This window comes from Pseudoalteromonas gelatinilytica (genome assembly GCF_001641615.1).
GTDB lineage: Bacteria > Pseudomonadota > Gammaproteobacteria > Enterobacterales > Alteromonadaceae > Pseudoalteromonas > Pseudoalteromonas gelatinilytica.
Genome location: NZ_LRRU01000018.1, coordinates 1 through 17293, shown reverse-complemented (window position 1 = coordinate 17293; position 17293 = coordinate 1). Strand labels below are relative to the sequence as shown.

Genomic DNA, 17293 nt, shown 5'->3' with positions numbered 1-17293 from the left:
ATTGATTTTATTTATAGATTCTCATAAATTAGAACCCATAAAAACCAATACAAAAGTACCAAACCCCATTCTAAACAACTGAGTTTTAGGTGAATTTATTTTGCAATTTTCCTAAAATCAGACAAGACTGATGTAATAGCCTTACTTTTTCTGTTAGATTGTGGCAATAAAGGATCAATCTAGGTGCGCAATGAATATAAACTCACCGCTACTTCGAAAATTTATTACACTCGGTCGCATTGATGCAGAGACCGTAAAATCAAAGCAGCGCGAATATAACTCTACTGCAGAGCTTATTTCTAAAACATGTGGAATGGCTGGACATGAGCTCGCAGAGCAATGTACAGATCTTTTTCGTGTGCCTTATTTTGACATCAAAGACTTTGACGTTGCGAACATTAGCGAAGAACTTGTTAAAGACAAACTCATTCGTGAGCACCACATTCTACCTCTCGTTAAAAAAGGCCGTAAGCTTTACATTGCCGCCTCAGATCCAACCGACTACGGTGCCTTTGAAAACTTTGAATTTAGTACGGGCCTTTCATGTGAAGTGGTCGTTGTTGATTACACGCAACTTGAAAACAAAATCGAGCAATTACTTGATGCCGCAGGTGGCTTACATTTAAGTGAAGATGAGTTTAAAGAACTTGGTGAGCTTGAAACAGAAGCCCCTCGCGATTTAGCCAGCAAAGATGAAGACAAAGACGATGCCCCTATTATTGTCTACATCAATAAAATTTTGATGGATGCGATAAAAAAAGGTGCATCAGATCTACACTTTGAGCCTTATGAACATCGTTACCGTGTACGTTTTCGTATCGATGGTATTTTGCATGAAATGGCAAGTCCACCGAATAGCTTAGCGAGCCGCTTATCAGCGCGTATCAAGGTTATGTCACGACTTGATATAGCAGAAAAGCGAAAACCTCAAGACGGCCGTATTAAGCTTAAAATCACTGAACGTAAAAGTATCGACTTCCGTGTAAGTACCTTGCCTACCCTTTGGGGCGAGAAAATCGTAATGCGTATTCTCGACTCATCAAGTGCTATGCTTGGTATCGATGTACTTGGCTATGAGCCAGAGCAGAAAAAGCTTTACATGGATGCACTTGATCAACCGCAAGGCATGATCTTAGTAACCGGTCCAACGGGCTCTGGTAAAACGGTATCACTTTATACGGGTTTAAATATTCTTAACCAGCCAGAGCGTAATATCAGTACTGCCGAGGATCCAGTAGAGATCAACCTTGAAGGGATTAACCAAGTACAAATTAATCCAAAGGCAGATATGACCTTTGCCAATGCATTAAAGGCTTTCTTACGACAAGATCCTGATGTGGTTATGGTGGGTGAGATCCGTGACCTTGAAACCGCTGAAATAGCAATTAAAGCGGCGCAAACGGGTCACTTAGTTTTATCAACCCTGCATACCAACTCAGCGCCAGAAACTCTTACCCGTCTTTTAAATATGGGTGTGCCTGCTTACAACGTAGCAAGTTCAATCAGTCTTATTATTGCGCAGCGTCTTGCAAGACGACTTTGTCCTAAGTGTAAAACGCCAGAAAAACTACCTGATGAAGAACTTATTCGCCAAGGCTTTGATAAAGACAAGCTTAGCGAGATACAACTGTTTGCACCAAAAGGTTGTGATAGCTGTACTGAAGGCTATAAAGGTCGAGTGGGTATTTACGAAGTCATGCAGATTACCCCTGAAATAGCACAAATTATCATGCGTGGTGGTAACTCACTCGAAATCGCTGAAGTATCACTTCGTTCAGGTTTTAATAACCTGCGTTTATCTGGCCTGAAGAAAGCCGCTGATGGTGTTACTTCACTGGCAGAAATAAACCGAGTAACGAGTTTCTAATACAAATTCGTGACTGGATTATCAGCCAGCTGTTCAGTAAGATCTGACAAAAGTGCTTATTTGAGAGTTATTCCATGCCAACAGTTGTAAACTGCCCAACATGCAAAGCCAAAGTTGAATGGTCAGAGCAAAGTCCGCATCGTCCATTTTGCTCAAAACGCTGCCAGCTGATAGATTTAGGCGAGTGGTCGTTTGAAAACAATAAAATTTCTAGCCCAATTAGCAATGCTAATGATTTGAGCCAAGATATGATTGAGGATATCGAAGCGATGCTGGCAAAAAACGATGATTCATTCTTCAAATGAATAAAGCGGAACAATAAAAAATGCGGCATTTGCCGCATTTTTTAATAGTAATACCAATTCGCTTTTAACCTTCTGAGCTTTCATCTCCTTGCTCGCCACGTGGACCATGGTGGCCCTTTTTGTGACCTTTTTTACGAAGGTGCTTTTTAATCTCTTGATAACTTTCGCGCTGTTCTGCATTTAAAACCTGCCAAATCGCATGGTCAGATTTCATTTTTAGCATTGCAAACTGTTCGCCCTTTTCTTGACGCGCTTTAATCAGTTCTAATGCTGCATTTTCATCGAATGTTTTCGCTGTTAATAATGCATCCATCTTTTCTTTATGTGCTGCACGAGCGGCTTTCATTGCATCTTTATCGCCACGCAGTGCTTCAAATTGTGTTTTCTGCTCGGCAAAAATCGCTTTAAGTTGCGTTTGCTGATCTTCGGTAAGTTGTAATTTATCAATACCACGCTCAGAAAGTAAAAAACGAGCCTGTGGATTCATACCACGGTTGAAGTCACCTTTCGCCATTGCTGAAGTAGCACCTACACTGGCTGCTGCTAAACCACAAACAAGTACGAATTTAGAAAGCTTATTTGAAATAGTCATAATCATTACCTTTTGTTGGGTTGTGCTCTGTTGTCGTTTCCGACTGATGGGTTAACTATAACTAATTCAATGCAAAGGAACGCAAACCAGTGTAAAGGTTGTGTAAAGATTCACTTTTACACAATTTACTGAGTAAAATAACCTTAAAGAAATAAATAGCTAGGTGTCAGAATGAAACTATTAATGATCGACGACGATACAGGATTGTGCGAATTACTCAGCGAGTACTTATCAGCACAAGGTTTTACAGTAGAGTGTGTTCATGATGGCGCTGAAGGCCTAAAACAAGCTATAAAGCATAACTACGAGCTTATATTGCTCGATGTGATGCTACCCTCTATGGATGGCTTTGAGGTGCTAAAGCAGTTAAGACAACATAAGCTTACCCCAGTGATCATGCTAACCGCGAAAGGCGAAGACTTTGATCGTATCTTTGGTTTAGAGCTAGGCGCAGATGATTATATTCCTAAGCCATTTAACCACAGAGAACTGCTAGCTCGCGTTAAAGCAATTACCCGTCGCATCGAACATATCAATAGCTTATCGAGCCAACAAGCCAGCTCATTGAGTGTCAACAGCATCAATGTTAATTTTGCCACGCGAGAAGCTTCTGTTAAAGACAATGTACTAAGTCTAACCGGCACTGAGTATGAGATCCTTGCCATGCTAGTACAACATGCTGGTGAAGTGATCAGCAAAGAACAAATAAGTGAGCAAGTCCTTGGTAGACGCCTTGCCCCTTTTGACCGTTCAATCGATATGCATGTCAGCAACATCCGTAAAAAGATTGCAGAACACGTTAGTAATGAACGAATCAAAACCATGCGTGGCAGTGGTTATGTATTAATACAAGGCGAATAATATGCAAACTCCAAGCTGGTTGAAGCATCCCCGCCACTATTTATTTTTAAAAATATTTGCTTGGTTTTGGGTCACCGTTATCGCCACTATCACAATATTGGTATTTTTAAGCCAACTAACGAGTAACGTGGGTAATGATGAGCTGCGAGGACCCATGCTTAAGAACCTAGAGTACACTGCTAAAAGTATTGAGCGTATTGTTGCTAAACACGGTGGCTCAACGCAAGATGTACTGTCACACCCACGCTTATCTAAACATAAGTTGCTGTACTTGAATGGTGAGGTGCATGGCGTTGAAATGCTCAGCCAACCAGTATCCAAAGAGATTGATTTAAGCTTGCTTAACTTCACCAAATATATGCGCCCACAAATTATTTTTACCGACGAATACCAAGCTTATGGACCTGTCGTTTTGAATGTGCCAGAGGGTAAGTTTTATCTTTATGAGATTGATGAAAAACGTAAAAAGCCGTTTTTTGTCAGCTTATGGCTAATGCCAATTTGGCTAAAGCTACTTATTGCTTTAATCGCCTCATTAATGCTGAGTTTCTTCTTTAGTCGTAACTTAATAGCTCCCATTAATAGTTTAAAAGAAACTGCAAAAAAACTGGCTCATGGTGACTTAACTGCCCGTGCCGATGTATCTCCTACGCGTCAAGATGAGTTAGGTGTACTTGGTCGTGACTTTAATACTATGGCAGTACAACTTGAGCAGCTTATTAGCGCTCAAAAACGATTACTAGCAGATATTTCCCATGAACTACGCTCACCATTAACGCGCTTAAAAATGGCAACAGGCCTTGCACAAATGCAAGCCGATGACGCTCAACACGCTTATTTAGAGCGTATTGAAAAAGAGGCTAATCAGCTCGATAAAATGATTGCCGATGTCCTTCAAGTTTCACGTTTAGAAGCCAAAAGCCAGACTCTGGCGTTAAGCACACAATCTTTACAAGTGATTGTTGATCATGTACTCAACGATGCTCAATTTGAAGCTAAGCAAAGTAATAAAGAACTTATTATAAATGGTACACTAACAGCCGATTTGAAGTGTGACGAAACCTTAATTGCCAGCGCGCTTGAGAATGTACTACGTAATGCCATTAAATACGCTGAACATTCAATCTCAATAGGCCTAGTTGAATCAGACGCTATTTACATCACCGTTTGTGACGATGGTAAAGGCGTTGATGAGGCAAATCTTGCAAGGCTCTGTGAACCTTTTTTTCGCCAAGAGCATGCTCGTGATAGAAACACCGGGGGCACGGGCTTAGGTCTTGCGATTGCAAAGAATGCTATCTCTGCACATGATGGTACACTAACACTTGAAAACCAAGAACATGGCGGATTGTGCGTAAACATCCGTCTACCTTTTAAGAGTGAGTAAATGTTTTACAGTAGCGAAGTAAGTCTTGTCAGTAACCTACCTAATATTAATCAGTTTTTCTCTGAGCAATTACAGCAAGACTTTCTGAGCACTGCTCATGGTAAGCTTTTTTACGGCTATGCGATCCCTCAGCAAGCAAAAACGGCTATCGTCATCAGTAGTGGCCGAATTGAGTCTCTGATTAAATACAAAGAGTTGCTATGGGAGCTATATCAAAATGGCTTTGCTGTTTTTAGTGTTGATCACCAGGGGCAAGGTCGCTCTTATCGTCATTTAAAAAACGCTCATAAGGGCTATGTAAACCGCTTTACTGATTACGCTGATGACTTTGCTGTATTTATAGAAAAAGTGGTGCAACAGCACTGGCAGGGAAAGCAGATTTTGCTTGGTCACTCAATGGGCAGTGCCATTGCCTATGATTACCTGTCGCGTTATCAACATCAATTTGCAGGGGCTTTTTTATCAGCGCCGATGTTTGATATCTATACCAAAGGGACACCTAAACCTGTAGCAAAACTGGCTGCTAAAATTGCATCCTTACTTGGTCTCGGCCGCAGCTACGCATTTGGCCAACGCGATTATTTACCAGTCGACTTTGCAGCCAATGAGCTAACCAGTAGTGAAATTCGTTATAAATTGTTTAGAGAGCTGTATGCAGCAGAACACGATTTACAGCTAGGTGGCGTAACCTATGGTTGGCTTAATGCATCATTTGATTTTATTGCTTCTTTAGTCGATAAAAAAGTCGATATTCCTTTATTTATCGCCAGCGCCGAGCAAGATACTGTAGTCGATAACGCTGCACAATTTGCACTTAGCCATAGGCAAAAAGCACAACTGAAAACCTATGCGGGCGCTCGCCACGAGTTATTGTGTGAACGCGACGAAATTAGAAAAGCAGTACTCAGCGATTTTTATCAATTTTGTGCAGAACTTTGACGTGTTTTCTTAACCACAGAAAGTGGGTCTAGGTGCATCAGAACATCCATTTCACAATCAAAATGCGTTTGAATTAATGCTTCTACTTCATCTGCAACTTGATGGGCTCTTATCAAAGATAGAGAATCTTCTAACTCTAAATGCATCTGAATAAACTTAATTTTACCACCCTGGCGAGTACGAATATCATGGGCACCAAATACGTCTTGATGACTATTCACAATGGCCAGTATTTGTTGTTTCTCTTCATCAGGAAGCTCTTTATCCATTAAGTGATCAGCACTTTCGCGGGCAATATCCCAGCTGTTATAAAGTAAATAAACAGCCACACCTATAGCAAACAATGGATCGGCATAAGCGACACCGTACTTCGCTAACACAATTGCCAGTAGTACGGCCAAATTTAAGATTAGATCGCCTTTATAGTGAATCGAGTCAGCTTTAATGGCGATTGATTCGGTGTGGTTGATCACCTTAGTTTGTACAAAGACCACCACGAGCGTACAAACAATAGCAAAGATACTAACCCAAATACCAAGATCAGAATGCTTTAAGGTTACCGGATTAAATAAGCGCTCAATCCCATGAAACGCTAAGAAACAACCTGAGCCTGCTATAAAAGCGGCCTGTGCAAGCCCAGCTAACGCTTCAGCTTTTCCGTGACCAAAGCGATGGTCGTCATCAGCAGGACGCAGTGCATAGCCAAGCACTAAAAAACTCATCAGCGATGCGGTGATATCCATTAACGAATCAGTCAATGAACCCAGCATTGACGCCGAGCCAGATGCAAGCCATGCCCAGCTTTTTGCCGCAATCATTAAACTCACCATAACAATGGTGACTAGGCTGGCTATTTTAACCCAAAACTCATAACTACGATGCTGCACAACAACTTACCTTTAGTGAGTAACTGTGTTGAGTATATCATCTTTTAATTCTAGTTCGTGTATACTCAGCAGCAGATAAAATCCTTTTAAATGAGATTCACATGCTTGATATTGTGTTGTACCAACCAGAAATTCCACCAAACACGGGTAATATCATTCGCTTATGCGCAAACACAGGTTATGCGTTACACCTAATTGAACCACTTGGTTTTGAGTGGGATGATAAACGCGTAAAACGTGCAGGTCTTGATTATCATGAGTTTAGCCATGTACAGCGCCATGCCTCGTTTGAAGCATATCTTGAAAAATGCCAACCGAAAAAAGTCTATGCTTGCACCACCAAGGGCAGTCAATTTCATCATCAAGCACAATACCAACCCGGCGATTGTTTAGTGTTTGGCCCTGAAACACGTGGCTTACCTGATGAACTCATTCAATCGTTGCCGAAAGAACAACGTGTACGCATTCCAATGCAAAAAGACAGCCGTAGTATGAACTTATCTAACTCAGTTGCTGTATTTGTTTATGAATCTTGGCGTCAGCTGGGGTTTGTGAACGGCCAATAACTCATTGAAAAAGCGCTTGTAATAAATATTTACTAATTGTTTAGCACGACCATTTTTTATGGACTAACCTAAATAGGTGAGTTTGTTCCTAAAGATGGATTTTAATGCGCTTTTTCGCCCGAGTATACAGTATTATTTTGCTGATGCAGTACTTTTCTAGTGCTGCTTCTGCTGCTGTGCAGAATTCCTCTACCTCGCAAGCCCCCAATACAACGCCCCTGTTACTGCTGCTCCTTTTAGCAATTGTCATCCTCATTGGTGCGGTTATCTATTATCAAAGAAACCAAAAGATGACGCTGATGGATGCCCTACTTTCTCAATCTAAAGATGGTATTTGGGTCACCAATGAACAGTTTCGGATTATCGAAATCAATAACGCATTTAGTGAAATATCGGGGTATAAAAAAGCCGACGTACTTGGCAAAAAATTCAAAGCATTAACGCAAGCTGGTCGCGATAAACAACTTGAAGAAATCATTCAACAAGAGCTAAGTAACGACGGTTATTGGTCTGGCGAAATTTGGAATTTACGCAAAGATGGGCAACCTTACGCCATTGATTTATGTATAACAAAAGTAACCACACCACGCTTTGCAAAAAGCTCTGTACGTTACGTTGGCATGTTTTCTGATGTCACTGCACGTAAGAATAATGAGCGAACTATGCTCAAGCTCACCACCAAAGACAGTGTCACGGGATTATCAAACCGCGCTATTTTTATAGAGTCACTTGAAAAAGCAATTAAAGCCTGTAACGACACTTACCCTAGCCTGTTGATCATCTTTATCGACATAGACAATTTCAAAAAGATTAACGATTCGCTCGGTCACACAATTGGTGATGTACTACTAAAAGAAGTGGCCTGTCGTTTAACTGACTCACTAAATTCAGGCTTTACCATTGCAAGACTCGGTGCAGATGAATTTGCGGTACTCGTTCCGCCCTATCTTTATTCTGGCAAAACGGTGTTCTTCGCCAAAAAAACCGCTGACATCGTGCTTCAGCAGTTTAAAACCCCTTTTATGTTAGATGGTTTTGAGACCTCGCTATCAGCTTGCTGTGGTCTTGCTATCTACCCAGACAACGCCTACAACTGCGAAAACTTAATGCGCAGTGCAAATAGTGCTTTGAATCATGCAAAAAAAATGGGTCGTAATACATATCAATTTTTTGATAAAGACCGTCATACCCTCGACCCAACCGAGTTAACCAAAGAAAGCGCTTTATTCAGAGCTATTACCAACAATGAGTTTGAGCTTTATTTTCAGCCTAAGTTTGATGCCCAGCATAATCAGCTATACGGCTTTGAAGCTCTAGTTCGCTGGCCTCAAGAAGATGGCAGTGTGATTAACCCCGATGAGTTCATTCCGCTAGCCGAACAAAATGGTGCCATTATTCCGCTGACCCAGTTACTAATGGAGCAGCTGCTTAATCAATTGGCACAGTGGCGCAAACAAAGTATTTCGTTTGGTAATGTCGCAATTAATATTTCAGCCTTACACTTTCAGCAAAGTAGTCTTATTGAAACACTCATCGACAACTTAGCAAAATTTGACGTGCCGGCACATTGCTTAGAACTTGAGATCACAGAAAGCGCCATGATGGATAACCCTGAATTTGCAGAGCAGCAAATGAAGCGCATTAAATCAATTGGTGTGCACATCGCGCTGGATGACTTTGGTACGGGTCATTCATCACTCAGTTACTTAAAGCGTTTTCCGATCGATACGCTAAAAATTGACAAGTCCTTCGTAAAAGATATCGATAAGAATGAGCAAGATCGCAACATCACCGCCACCATAGTGCGGCTAGCTAAATATTTGGATATTAATGTGGTAGCTGAAGGAGTAGAAACTGAAGAGCAAGCCTACATGCTGCATATTATGGGCTGTCATTTTCAACAAGGTTATTATTACTGTAAACCACTAAAAGCTGAGCAAGTCAGCGAATTTATTAATGATACGCTAGAAAAGCAGCAGTCTAGCTAGTGGTTGCAACTGTACATTAAATAAAAAACGCGATTAATAAATCGCGTTTTTTATTTAACAGTGCACAATCTAAATTATTCAGATTTTTGCTCACGGCCAAGTAGTGCCATCGCAGCTTCTTTTACATCTTTATTTTCATAAAGCACTTTGTAAATTTGCTCCGTTATTGGCATTTCAATACCAGTACGCTCAGCAAGTAAATACACTTCTTTAGTATTTCTATAGCCTTCGACAACCTGACCAATAGATTCAATCGCGGCTTCTACGCCTTCACCTTTACCAAGAGCAAGGCCAAAACGACGGTTACGAGATTGGTTATCTGTACAGGTTAAGATCAAGTCACCGAGGCCAGCCATACCCATGAAGGTATCTGAACGAGCACCCAATGCACAACCTAAACGACACAGCTCAGCTAAACCGCGTGTGATCAACGCTGTACGAGCGTTAGCGCCAAAGCCAAAACCGTCAGACATGCCTGCGCCAATCGCAATAACATTTTTAACTGCACCACCAAGCTGTATACCAATGAAATCATCATTGTTATACACCCTAAATGAACGACCACAGTGTAAAAGATCAGCCAGCTGCTTAGCGAAATCTTTCGAGGTCGACGATACTGAAATAGCGGTTGGTAAACCCATTGCCATTTCTTTGGCAAAAGTAGGCCCAGAAAGCACAGCCAGTGGAATATCATCCCCTAACTCTTGCACTGCTACTTCTTGCAGTAAACGGCCAGTATTAGGTTCTAAACCCTTTGTCGCCCACGCAACTTCGGCGCCTTCTAACAACCAAGGTTTAATTTTTTCAAGTGTGCCAGCAAAAGCATGACTTGGCACAACAACAAGAATGATCTTGCTTGCTTTAACTGCCGTTTCTAAATCAGCTTCTAGTTGAAGCGTATCAGGAAAGCTAACATCAGGAACATAACGTTGATTCTTTCGCTCAGCTGCAAGCGTGGCAACGTCATCGCTATTGCGGCCCCACAAAGTAACTGGGTGGCCATTTCTGGCAAAGCAAATAGCAAGGGCGGTGCCATAAGACCCCGCCCCTAATACTGTAACAGCTGATTGTGCTGTACTCATAGCTTATGCGTCTGCAGTTGCCTGTTGGTCTTGAGCAGCACGTTGTTGCATGTATTGAGCAAATAGTGCGTCAAAGTTAACTGGCGCTAAGTTTAATTGTGGGAAAGTACCACGGTTAACTAGGTTTGATACAGCTTCACGAGCGTAAGGGAAAAGTACGTTCGGGCAGAAAGCACCTAACATGTGCGCAAGTTGAATTTCTTCTACTTCACCGATAGTGAAGATACCTGCTTGTTGGATTTCACAAAGGAATGCAGTTTCTTCACCGATTGAAGCCGTTACGGTTAACGCAAGAACAACTTCAAAAACACCTTCTTCTAATTTGTTAGAACGAGTATCTAAGTCAAGTTTAACTTCTGGTGTCCACTCTTTTTGGAAAATAGCAGGTGAATTAGGCGTCTCAAAAGAAACATCTTTAGTGTAAATGCGTTGGATTGAGAATTGAGCGCCTGCTTGTTGTTCTGCTGCTGCGTTTTGGATTTCTTCGTTCATTGTAATTCCTAACTTGTATTCGTTTTTATAATTTAATTTATTAAGCGTTAAGCTTTGCGTCTAAAAGGCCTTGCGCTTCAATTGCCATCATGTCGTCACAACCGCCGATATGTTCATCATTAATGAAAATTTGCGGAACTGTGTAACCACCATTTGCTTTGTCGATCATTTCATCACGACGCTCAGGGTGAACACCAATATCGATATTCGTGTAGTCTACACCTTTGCTGTCTAATAAAGCCAAAGCGCGTTGGCAGTATGGACAATATGCTTTTGTGTAAAGAACAACATTACTCATAATAATTCCTCTATCGGGCTGTTAGCAGTGTTGATTAACGACCGGTTGTTGTAGGTAAGCTAGCTGATTGCCAAGCACCCATGCCGCCCGCTAATACATAAACACGCTCAAAACCTGCTTTATGCATTGCAGTTGCGATACCTGAGGCAGTCATGCCCGTGGTACATACTAGTATAATGGGTTTACTCTTAAACTTTTCAAGGCTTGAAAAATCAGATTGTTTTGCTTTTTCTGGATTTAAGTGAGTTGCACCAGCAATACGGCCAGAGTTAAACTCTTTTTGTGCACGCATATCAACCACTTGACCATCTTCACGATTAATTAGCAAGGTAAGTTGCTGTGGGTTGATTTGACGAATAGCCGAAAATTTACTTTTAAACCAACTGCTGATCAGCATTGCAACTAATGCTAGCCAGATAATACTCAGAACCGGATGATTTGAGATAAATTCAATATATTGATCCATGCGTTTTCCACTAAGAAATTAGGTACCACAGCGCATAGCCATGGGTTAATTAAAATTTGCCACGCAAGTATACGTGCTTGAATTGAAAATGCTAGGGCGTGAAATATTTTAATATGACATATTGATAGCTGATCAAAACCATAAAACACGGTATGCTAGTGATATATAAGTGCCAATCTTCAGGAGCTATAATGACAGAGCATAAAAAACCATTGGTATTAATGATCTTAGACGGTTGGGGATACCGTGAAGACACAGAAAGTAACGCCATACTTGCTGCTAATACCCCAGTACTCGACAACCTTTGGGCAACGCGTCCACATACATTAATTTCAGGTTCGGGACTTGATGTTGGTTTACCTGCAGGACAAATGGGTAACTCTGAAGTAGGCCACGTAAATTTAGGTGCTGGCCGTATCGTTTATCAAGATTTCACGCGTATCACTAAAGCCATTGATGATGGTGAGTTCGATAGCAACCCAGCACTTGTTGATAATATCGACAAAGCAGTAAATGCAGGCAAAGCCGTGCATATCATGGGCCTTTTAAGCCCAGGTGGCGTTCATAGTCACGAAGACCACATTGTTGCGACGATCGAACTAGCTGCTAAGCGCGGTGCAAAAGAAGTTTACTTCCATGGTTTCTTAGACGGTCGAGACACGCCACCACGCAGTGCAAAAGCCTCAATTGAGCGTATCGAAGCTGTATTTGCTGAACTTGGCTGTGGCCGTTTAGCAACGCTTGTTGGTCGTTATTATGCAATGGACCGCGATAATCGTTGGAATCGTGTCGAGCTTGCTTATGACGTTATGGTAAGTGGCATTGCTGAATATAGCTACACAGATGGTGTAACCGCACTAGAAGCTGCTTATGCACGTGACGAGAATGATGAATTTGTTGCTGCAACAACAGTAATACCAGAAGGCCAAACAGCAGCCGAGATCAATGACGGCGACACTGTTATCTTTGCTAACTTTAGAGCAGACCGAGCACGTGAAATGACTCGTGCCTTTGTTGATGCTGACTTCAGTGGTTTTGATAAGAAAAAATCACCACAGTTAAGCGCATTTGTAATGATGACTGAGTATGCAGCAGACATCAAAGCACCGATTGCGTTTGCACCAGAACCTCTAACAAATGTATTAGGCGAATGGTTAGAGAAACAAGGTAAAACACAGCTACGTATTTCTGAAACAGAAAAATACGCACACGTGACCTTTTTCTTTAGTGGTGGACGTGAAGATGAATTTGTTGGTGAAACGCGCGAACTTATCCCTTCACCTCAAGTTGCAACATATGATCTGCAACCAGAAATGAACTCAGAAATGCTAACCGATAAACTTGTTGAAGCAATCGCTAGCGGTAAATACGATGCCATCATCTGTAACTACCCTAACGGAGACATGGTAGGTCACTCAGGTGTATTCGAAGCTGCAGTGAAAGCATGTGAGGCAGTTGACCACTGTATTGGTCGAGTGATTGCTGCACTTGAGGAACATGGCGGTGAAGCGCTGATCACAGCCGATCATGGTAATGCCGAACAAATGGCTAACCCGGCTACAGGGCAAGCACATACAGCACACACAAGTGAGCCAGTGCCATTTATTTATGTTGGCCGCGATGCGACACCGCATGATGGTAAAACGTTAAGTGATGTAGCACCAACCATGCTTCACCTACTCGGCTTAGAGCAGCCAAGTGAAATGACTGGCAAACCAATCATGACGCTGAAATAAGCTATGATCAAACGTATTAACCACTTCATTAAAACTGGTTTAATACTGACTTCATTAGCAGCAACATCAGTTGTTGCTAATGAAGATCAAACCAAAAAAGACTTATCTGATATTCAATCAGCTTTACAAAAAACAGAGGCTGAACTTAAAGGTCAACGCAAGTCTATTGCCCAGATGCGCAAAGATCTTCGCGCTCATGAACTCGACATCGCTAAAAATGCCAAAGCATTAAATTTGGCAGCACAGTCAGTTAAAGAAAACGAACAACAACAACGCGAACAACAAGCTAAAGCTGAACAACTTAAAGAGCAGCAAGCACAGCGACAGACCTTATTAGCTGCACAACTAAAAAGTGCCTACATGGCGGGTAGCCACGACTACTCAAAGATGCTGCTTAGCCAGCAAGACACGGCCAAAATTGAGCGCACACTAAGTTATTACAATTACCTCAATAAAGCGCGAATCGAACAAATCGAAGAGCTCAAAGCACTACAGCAAGAAATTGCGGATAATCAAGCTGAACTTGAGAAAACCAAACAACGCCTACTAGCCCTATACGACGAACAAAATAGACGTCAGCAAGCTTTAGTCAATGCACAACAAGAACGTAAAACTAACCTTAATAAACTCCAGTCAGCGTTAAAAGAAACAAAGAGCTCAATTGATTACTTAAAAGAAAATGAGCAAACCCTAATTACCGCCATCGAAGAGCTTGAACAAGAGCGAAACGAAAAAGTTGAGTTACTCGGCTTACAAAGTAGTAAAGGTAAACTCGACTGGCCAACCAAAGGTGATTTGCGCCATCGTTTTGGGCAACGTAAACACGGCAACCTAGATTGGAAAGGCGTGCTGATCAGTGCAAAAGAAGGCAGTAATGTTAAAAGTGTCCAGAACGGCCAAGTCGTTTACGCTGACTGGCTCAATGGCTTTGGTTGGGTTATCGCTATTGATCATGGCGATGGCTTCATGAGCTTGTATGGCCACGCTCAAACGCTGCTTCGCGATGTTGGCGACCTTGTTAGAGAAGGCGAAACGATAGCTTTAGTCGGTCAAAGCGGCGGACAACCCGATCCTGGTCTATACTTTGAAATACGCCACAAAGGACGCGCAGTAAATCCTGTAAAATGGTGCAGACGCATTTAATTGATTAAATAGCTGCACCCAATGAGGAGCAGCTGATGCTAAACACAACTTACTCTTACAAAGCGCATTTATCCCCAGCTAAGTATGTCACTCAGCTGTCTTTTATATTACTTGTCGGCTTGCTATGGCTGATGCTGCAATCGTTTCAAGCTATTGCAAAACCCTCGTTAAAGTCACTACAGCATCAGCAATTAAACGAAATCCTGTTTAATATTCACACCTACTATGTTGATGATCTTAAGTTGCAAAACTCATTTGTAACCCAACCGGACAACTTACAAGTTGAAGCGTTATTTTCACGCCTTGACCCATACTCAAAGTATCTGGATGAAACGGAGCTCGATGCTATTTTCAGTAGTACAAATGGTAGATACACCGGGCTCGGTATAGAGGTAAAAGTAGAAGAGGGTCGTGTATATATTGTGAATACTATAAATAATTCACCGGCAGCGCTTGCAGGCCTTCAAGTGAATGATGAAGTCATAGCGATCAATCAACAGCCTATTTTGGACAAAAGCATCGAAGAAGTAGCCAAATTAATTCGTCAAAGCGGCCAAAGCGCTGTTGATGTTGCTGTTAAAAGAGAGAAAGAAACCGAGTTAAACTTCTCTATTAAGCGCCAGCAAATTAACCTAGAAAGTGTGCGTGGCCATTTAGCAGATACAGGCGTTGCGCTTATCAGTATCAACGCATTTAACAATCACACATTGCATGATGTTGCTCGCGAAATTGCGAAAATGCAAATCACCAATAGCTTCCCTCTTTCAGGATTAATCATTGATTTACGCGATAACCCCGGCGGTACATTGCAAGGGGCCGTTGAAGTCGCCGATCTGTTTTTAGATAACGGCACCATAGTATCAACCAAAGGTCGCTTCAATGAAGCTAATCAGAAGTACCAAGCTCACAAGGGCGACATACTAAGTGGCGCGCCTATTGCTGTTCTGATTAACGAAAACTCAGCCTCTGCGGCTGAAATACTTGCAGCAGCACTGAGAGATAATCAACGGGCGGTGTTAATTGGCGAAACCTCATTTGGTAAAGGCTCAGTGCAATCGTTGATACCATTAGGTAACGGTAATACTGCATTAAAACTGACTACCGCACGTTATTACACACCTTCGGGTCAATCTATCGATGGGAAAGGGATCACCCCCGATGTGAGTATTAATCAAACAATGCTTTCAGAAATTGACCAAGGCGTTATAATAAAAAACATCCAAGAATTGGCGCTTTTTAGCTCACTTCTAGATAGACAAGATAAAAAGCAACTTACAGCAAAGCAACTCGTTATTATGCAGTAAGTAAATGCTCACAACGGATATAATAATTACAAAAAGTGAATCTAAAAACAGGCTTATTACTCGCAGTATGTTGCCTACCGCTATTTTGCCAAGCAAAGCAAATAGCTATAGTAATCGATGATATAGGCAATCATCAGCGCGATCTTGAAATATTAAACTTACCAGGGCAAGTGACTTTTTCTATCTTGCCCCATACTCCCTATTCACAAATATTTGCTGAACGTGCCAGTAAAACTCATAAAGAATTACTTTTACATGTACCAATGCAAGCGCTTGATAAAACTAAGGCGCTAGGTCCTGGTGCACTTACGGATACCATGACTAAGTCAGAGTTACAAACAACCCTTGGCCATGCGTTAGCCTCTTTACCACAAGTAAAAGGAGTCAATAACCACATGGGATCTGAGCTAACACAGCTTACAGAGCCAATGAAATGGACGATGGAAGTTTTAAAGAAACGTGGTTTGTACTTCTTAGACAGCCGTACAACGAGCCAAAGTGAAGCACAAACCGTTGCTAACCTCTATGGTGTGGCTAATGTATCTCGCCATGTATTTCTTGATAACAATATCACCCAAAGCCAGCTACAACATCAACTTGAAGAACTAAAAACCAAAGCTGAGCACTTCAACTACGCAATCGCCATCGCCCACCCCTACCCAGAAACTGTTGCATTTCTCCAGCAAGCACTCCCAAAACTACAACAACAAGGCTTCGAGCTTGTTCCCCTGTCACAACTAGTCGAAACAAAATACATTCAGCTTGCCAAAGCAGAGCAAAGACAAGGGGAATGAGTGTTATAAACGGGAGTGGTGAGTTAGCGAGTTAGCAAGGGGAAAGTTGCAAGAGTAAAGTTTGGAAATATTGCGTAGGTTGGGTAGAGCGAAGCGAAACCCAACATAAACACAGAGCTATCAGCGATCAGCCGCGCGGTGGGGTTGTTTTGTACTGCGTCTCCCTCTGCTCTAGGTTTTAGGCTCTAGGCTCTAGGCTCTAGGCTCTAGGTAAAGTGTACTTGTAGGAATAGCTTTAGCCATGAATGTGTTTGTTATGGTCTAGATTCGGCACTGAAGTACCTCCTACGGGGTTTGTTGCTGAGGGTGACTCAGTTACCTAACAACCCGGTAGATCAACTGACATCTAATATCTGACGTCTGAGATACGCATCTCGTAGGAATGGCTTTAGCTATGAATGTAGTTGTTAAGGTCTGAATTCGGCACTGAAGTGCCTCCTACGGGGTTTGTTGCTGAGGGAGACTCAGTTACCTAACAACCCGGTAGATCAACTGACATCTAATATCTGACGACTGAGATACGCATCTCGTAGGAATGGCTTTAGCCGTGAATGTGTTTGTTATGGTCTAGATTCGGCACTGAAGT

At 42.0% G+C, this 17293-nt stretch carries 17 protein-coding genes; 11 read left to right on the top strand and 6 right to left on the bottom strand.

Going from position 1 to position 17293, the window contains the following annotated elements:
- Positions 1-190: 190 nt before the first annotated feature.
- Positions 191-1867: a type IV-A pilus assembly ATPase PilB gene (gene pilB, locus NH153_RS08745; protein ID WP_063702922.1), complete on the top strand. Its 1677-nt coding sequence runs from the start codon at positions 191-193 to the stop codon at positions 1865-1867.
- A 74-nt stretch (positions 1868-1941) separates the two neighbouring features.
- On the top strand, positions 1942-2172 hold the full coding sequence (gene yacG, locus NH153_RS08740) for a DNA gyrase inhibitor YacG (protein WP_063702920.1): 231 nt from the start codon (positions 1942-1944) through the stop codon (positions 2170-2172).
- A 64-nt stretch (positions 2173-2236) separates the two neighbouring features.
- On the opposite strand, the gene NH153_RS08735 is transcribed toward yacG, so the two are convergent.
- Positions 2237-2764, bottom strand: a complete 528-nt coding sequence (locus tag NH153_RS08735; protein ID WP_063702917.1) for a Spy/CpxP family protein refolding chaperone — start codon at positions 2762-2764, stop codon at positions 2237-2239.
- Positions 2765-2935: 171 nt separating this feature from the next.
- On the opposite strand from NH153_RS08735, the gene NH153_RS08730 reads away from it, so the two are divergent.
- Genes NH153_RS08730 through NH153_RS08720 form a run of 3 tightly spaced genes read left to right on the top strand, consistent with a single transcriptional unit; the run spans position 2936 to position 5951 of the window.
- Positions 2936-3625, top strand: a complete 690-nt coding sequence (locus NH153_RS08730; RefSeq protein WP_054550979.1) for a response regulator — start codon at positions 2936-2938, stop codon at positions 3623-3625.
- A gap of 1 nt (position 3626) precedes the next feature.
- Positions 3627-5012, top strand: a complete 1386-nt coding sequence (locus tag NH153_RS08725) for an ATP-binding protein (protein ID WP_082874027.1) — start codon at positions 3627-3629, stop codon at positions 5010-5012.
- A complete protein-coding gene (locus NH153_RS08720; protein ID WP_063702915.1) occupies positions 5013-5951 on the top strand; it encodes an alpha/beta fold hydrolase in 939 nt (312 codons plus the stop codon).
- Here the strand turns inward: NH153_RS08720 and NH153_RS08715 are convergent.
- Positions 5930-6838, bottom strand: coding sequence for a cation diffusion facilitator family transporter (locus NH153_RS08715; RefSeq protein ID WP_082874026.1), 909 nt, complete (start codon positions 6836-6838; stop codon positions 5930-5932). The genes NH153_RS08720 and NH153_RS08715 overlap by 22 nt on opposite strands.
- Before the next feature lie 101 nt (positions 6839-6939).
- Here NH153_RS08715 and trmL point away from each other — a divergent pair, with 101 nt between their 5' ends.
- A complete protein-coding gene (gene trmL, locus NH153_RS08710; protein WP_054550977.1) occupies positions 6940-7404 on the top strand; it encodes a tRNA (uridine(34)/cytosine(34)/5-carboxymethylaminomethyluridine(34)-2'-O)-methyltransferase TrmL in 465 nt (154 codons plus the stop codon).
- A 104-nt stretch (positions 7405-7508) separates the two neighbouring features.
- Positions 7509-9392 carry a sensor domain-containing protein gene (locus tag NH153_RS08705; protein WP_063702913.1) on the top strand — a complete coding sequence of 628 codons (1884 nt, stop codon included), beginning with the start codon at positions 7509-7511 and terminating at the stop codon, positions 9390-9392.
- A 74-nt stretch (positions 9393-9466) separates the two neighbouring features.
- On the opposite strand, the gene gpsA is transcribed toward NH153_RS08705, so the two are convergent.
- From gpsA to NH153_RS08685, 4 genes are read right to left on the bottom strand one after another with little or no spacing between them, the layout of a single operon-like run.
- Entirely contained in the window at positions 9467-10474 is a 1008-nt protein-coding gene (gpsA, locus tag NH153_RS08700; RefSeq protein WP_063702911.1) for an NAD(P)H-dependent glycerol-3-phosphate dehydrogenase, read from the bottom strand.
- A gap of 3 nt (positions 10475-10477) precedes the next feature.
- On the bottom strand, positions 10478-10966 hold the full coding sequence (gene secB / locus NH153_RS08695) for a protein-export chaperone SecB (protein ID WP_063702908.1): 489 nt from the start codon (positions 10964-10966) through the stop codon (positions 10478-10480).
- A gap of 40 nt (positions 10967-11006) precedes the next feature.
- A complete protein-coding gene (grxC, locus tag NH153_RS08690) occupies positions 11007-11264 on the bottom strand; it encodes a glutaredoxin 3 (protein WP_063702906.1) in 258 nt (85 codons plus the stop codon).
- Positions 11265-11298: 34 nt separating this feature from the next.
- On the bottom strand, positions 11299-11730 hold the full coding sequence (locus NH153_RS08685; RefSeq protein ID WP_063702904.1) for a rhodanese-like domain-containing protein: 432 nt from the start codon (positions 11728-11730) through the stop codon (positions 11299-11301).
- Between the two features lie 191 nt (positions 11731-11921).
- Here NH153_RS08685 and gpmM point away from each other — a divergent pair, with 191 nt between their 5' ends.
- Genes gpmM through NH153_RS08665 form a run of 4 tightly spaced genes read left to right on the top strand, consistent with a single transcriptional unit; the run spans position 11922 to position 16707 of the window.
- Positions 11922-13466 (top strand): 2,3-bisphosphoglycerate-independent phosphoglycerate mutase, encoded by a 1545-nt coding sequence (gene gpmM, locus NH153_RS08680; protein WP_063702902.1) that lies wholly within the window; start codon positions 11922-11924, stop codon positions 13464-13466.
- A gap of 3 nt (positions 13467-13469) precedes the next feature.
- Positions 13470-14609 carry a murein hydrolase activator EnvC family protein gene (locus tag NH153_RS08675; protein ID WP_063702900.1) on the top strand — a complete coding sequence of 380 codons (1140 nt, stop codon included), beginning with the start codon at positions 13470-13472 and terminating at the stop codon, positions 14607-14609.
- 35 nt (positions 14610-14644) lie between these two features.
- Positions 14645-15913 carry a S41 family peptidase gene (locus NH153_RS08670; protein ID WP_082874025.1) on the top strand — a complete coding sequence of 423 codons (1269 nt, stop codon included), beginning with the start codon at positions 14645-14647 and terminating at the stop codon, positions 15911-15913.
- A 35-nt stretch (positions 15914-15948) separates the two neighbouring features.
- Positions 15949-16707, top strand: a complete 759-nt coding sequence (locus tag NH153_RS08665) for a divergent polysaccharide deacetylase family protein (protein ID WP_063702898.1) — start codon at positions 15949-15951, stop codon at positions 16705-16707.
- Positions 16708-17293: the final 586 nt, after the last annotated feature.